Source organism: Candidatus Desulfolinea nitratireducens (assembly GCF_982879505.1).
The window spans coordinates 1-3,844 of the sequence record NZ_CEYOSI010000279.1; the positions used below are offsets into that span (position 1 = coordinate 1).

A 3,844-nucleotide genomic window follows, 5' to 3' on the forward strand; every position below is an offset into this window, starting at 1 on the left:
AGCGTCGATACGAGGGAGCGATTTACCAATAACGTGAGTTTTCATATTGTTTTAGCGTGAGTGTTTTTTTACTTTACGTTTTGAAGGAGGTGCGTCTGTGGGCCCATATTGTGAGGGATTTACCGCCCTATACATGAAACTATATATGACACTGATGATTCCAGACAAAATCAACAGAATAACCGAGGCAAAAATTAGATTTACTTCCAAATTAGTCCACGAACGGACTTCATATAAAAAAGGAATAATAGATCTGACTTCCCAGAGAATCGGTGGGATGCTCGGTTCTCCAAACAGGGTGGGGCTGAGACCGTAAAAGAAGAATCTAACAGATTTGATCTCAAGAAGCACGGCCGCGCCAAGATAGGATATTATTGGCAGCAGAATAAACATGGTGCACCCAATCCCACGCCATATTGCAGGAAGTTGTTTCTTTTTATTGGTATCGTCGTCAAATCGGTATTTACCCATTTATAACCTCAATTCTCTTTGCTGGCATTTTCAATTGCCTGCACAATCTTGTAATACCCTGTGCAGCGGCATAAATTGCCTGCAATTGCCTGCTCGATCTGGTTCTGCGAGGGAACAGGTATTTCCTCAAGTAATTTTGCAGCAGACATAATAAACCCCGGGGTGCAATAGCCGCATTGAACCGCACCATCATGGATAAATGCCTCCTGAACAGGATGTAGTCTTTCCTGAGTGGCATCGGCAATGCCTTCTATAGTGATGATCTCAGCGCCATGCGCACGTGGTGCAGGTACAAGGCAGGACATTACAGCTTTGCCATCTAAAAAGATGGTACAGGCACCGCATTCGCCTTCGCCGCAACCCTCTTTCGAACCCATCAAGCCTGCATGGTCACGCAATAGGGCAAGCAGGGTTTTGTCATGGCCGTCGCTGAGGGAGTATTCTTTTCCATTGATAGTTGTGACGATGGGCTGTCCGTTGCCGTGAGTAAAGGTCTGAGAGCTGAAGCTGGAAGTCTCATTTCCCCACAACAAAACCGGATCGGACGGGAACCCAACTTGTTCCTGTCCATCTCGCAGGGAGCGCAGTCCCCGGGCAGTGTTGACGCGAACCATTTCCAGGCGGTATTCTGCTGAACCACGGATATCGCCAATTGGACGGGAGGCCTTCATCGCCAGATTTGCAGCCTCGTTGATCACATCTTCGGTCAGCTCTTTCCCAGCCAGATAGGCTTCCGCTTCATCAGCGTGGATAATGGTTGGCGAGACTGCGCCGAGAGTGATAGATGCTGACTTAACGGTCGGCAAATTGACATCAAGGACGATCGCCACATTGATCACCGCGATGGCTTGCGCGCGGCGTAAAGCCAATTTGATGAAGGTCCCTCGCTGTGTTTCCGTCAAAGCTGGAAAAGTAATATCCACCAGCATTTCATCATCGCGCATCACAGTTTTGCGCACACCCTGATAAAAATCCTGCAATGAAATGATACGCTCTCCTTGCGTGGAGAGGAGGGTAACCTTTGCGTTGAGCGCCATTAACGGCGTGATTGTGTCGTTGGCGGGTGAGGCAGTGATCAGATTTCCGGCAATCGTCGCGCGGTTCCGGATCTGGTTGGCGCCCACTTCCCAGCAGGCACGTACAAGAGGGTAAGCGCGCTCCTGCATCAGCTTGGAGCCTGCCACATGATTATGGGTGACCAATGGTCCAAGATGGATAACATCGTCTTCATCGAGGGTGATTCTGTCCAGATTTGGGATGCGGGATACGTCAACCAGGGTTTGAATGTTTTTGCGGATACCTCGTTCGATTTCGAGGATCAGATCAGTGCCGCCCGCCACAATGCGCGCATTGCTGGTTTTTGCCAGGATTTCAACGACTTCCTGGGATGATGAAGGGGTGATATATTTTTGCCACATAGGTTATTAAAATGTTATTGCGAGGAGAAAAAAATCATCTCCTCGCAATAACAAGATTGCGATTATTCTCCGCTACCAGTGAAAATTTCAGAACGACGATTAAACGCCTCGGTTGTCTGGCGAGCCAGCGAAATGAGATTTCGGATTGCTGCTGGCAAACCGGCTTCATCACTGAGGCTGGCTTCAACATTATCCAGTGCCCGCCCAATCTCTTCTGCTGCCAGGAAAAATCCTTGGTCAAATGCGTATATTTGTGCCAATTCTGCCTCATTGATCTTTATGGCATCAAACAAACCGGAATATCCATAAGAAGCAGTGCGGATTTTGTCAATGAAGGTCCGTATTTGGATAACGGCGCGCTCCATATCGTCAATATAAGCGATCTTGCCCTCTCTGATCATATCAGTCTGGAGCTGTGAAGCCCGCGTCCATTGTTCCTGGAATCTGTCTGCAACAGTCTCACGCAGTAATTTATCTGCTGCGCGTCGGTTTTGACGTTCAATATATCCATCAAATCCGGGGATATAACTTGCTAGTTTTTTGAAAACATCTTGCGAGTCAGTAACTTTTTTAAACAGGTCAGTCATGGGGTACCTCCTGATTGGATATACGGAAAAAATAGCTAAAGGTCTCAGAAATCCTTTCCCATTATAGCCTCTGTTTGTGGGTATAATCAAGTTCGCAATAAATACAATAAACTTGATGACAGGAGAAATAGAATGACAACCGATATTCAATCAATATTAGGGGATAAAGCAGAATTTCTGCTCGGCTTCGATAAGCCGAAAATTTCTAAAGAACGCTTGCATATTCCCGGCCCTACATTCGTTGATAACGTTTTTTCACAATCTGACCGTAATAATAGAGTGCTTGGCAATCTGACACGGATATATAATACTGGGCGTTTGAGTGGGACAGGATATGTTTCCATTCTACCGGTTGATCAGGGGATAGAACATTCTGGTGGGGCGAGCTTCGCGAAAAACCCTGATTATTTTGATCCGGCAAAGATAGTTGAGCTTGCGATTGAGGGTGGGTGTAATGCGGTTGCATCTACCTTTGGCGTTTTAGGAATGGTTTCGCGCAAGTACGCTCATAAAATTCCCTTCCTGGTGAAGATCAATCATAACGAATTGTTGACGCATCCGAATCTATACGAGCAGATATTATTTGGAAATGTTGAACAGGCATATGATATGGGCGCAGCTGCTGTTGGTGCAACAATTTATTTTGGTTCGGAAGATTCGCATCGCGAAATAATTGAAATTGCGCAGGCCTTCGCCTTAGCTCATGAGCTCGGGATGGCAACCGTGTTATGGTGTTATTTGCGTAACTCAGTATTCAAGCAGGATCAGGATTATCATGCTTCTGCTGATCTGACCGGGCAGGCAAATCACCTTGGGGTCACGATACAGGCAGATATTATCAAGCAAAAGCTGCCTGAAAATAACGGCGGATTTCTTGCTTTAAACACAGAAAGCGTTTCGTATGGCAAGCTTGATAAGCGAATGTATAGTGATCTAAGCAGTGATCACCCAATTGACTTGTGCCGATACCAGGTGGCAAATTGTTATATGGGGCGCGCCGGCCTGATCAACAGTGGTGGCGCTTCGGGAGAAAATGATTTTGCGGATGCTGCCAGGACTGCGGTGATCAATAAACGTGCTGGCGGGCAAGGGCTGATTTCAGGGCGTAAAGCCTTCCAGCGCCCAATGGAAGAGGGTGTGAAGCTTTTGAATACCATCCAGGACGTGTATCTGGATAAGAGTATCACAGTAGCCTAGGGTTTTGGAATTTTAGAAGCCCGTGTACGTTACCTCGTCGGGGAATCCGCCAGGAAAGATATCAGCATATAGGCGGATTTCCGTATTTAATCACTAAACCTCTTGCATATTTGCTTCCGGCGGCGTCCCCGCCGCCGCCCTAAAGGATGCTACGCAAAGGACGGCGGCTAG

At 47.2% G+C, this 3,844-nt stretch carries 4 protein-coding genes; 1 reads left to right on the forward strand and 3 read right to left on the reverse strand.

Annotated elements, in window-relative coordinates; all coding sequences use genetic code 11:
• Positions 1 to 51: 51 nt before the first annotated feature.
• The 3 genes from AC3DOM_RS16445 to AC3DOM_RS16455 all read right to left on the reverse strand — a co-directional run bounded on the left by AC3DOM_RS16445 (position 52) and on the right by AC3DOM_RS16455 (position 2,476).
• Positions 52 to 471 (reverse strand): hypothetical protein, encoded by a 420-nt coding sequence (locus AC3DOM_RS16445; RefSeq protein ID WP_487920122.1) that lies wholly within the window; start codon positions 469 to 471, stop codon positions 52 to 54.
• An 8-nt stretch (positions 472 to 479) separates the two neighbouring features.
• On the reverse strand, positions 480 to 1,889 hold the full coding sequence (locus AC3DOM_RS16450; RefSeq protein ID WP_487920123.1) for an FAD binding domain-containing protein: 1,410 nt from the start codon (positions 1,887 to 1,889) through the stop codon (positions 480 to 482).
• 62 nt (positions 1,890 to 1,951) lie between these two features.
• On the reverse strand, positions 1,952 to 2,476 hold the full coding sequence (locus tag AC3DOM_RS16455) for a hypothetical protein (RefSeq protein ID WP_487920124.1): 525 nt from the start codon (positions 2,474 to 2,476) through the stop codon (positions 1,952 to 1,954).
• A 132-nt stretch (positions 2,477 to 2,608) separates the two neighbouring features.
• Between AC3DOM_RS16455 and AC3DOM_RS16460 the strand changes: the two genes are divergently transcribed.
• Complete coding sequence (locus AC3DOM_RS16460; RefSeq protein ID WP_487920125.1) at positions 2,609 to 3,673, forward strand: class I fructose-bisphosphate aldolase; 1,065 nt, start codon at positions 2,609 to 2,611, stop codon at positions 3,671 to 3,673.
• Positions 3,674 to 3,844 lie beyond the last annotated feature (171 nt).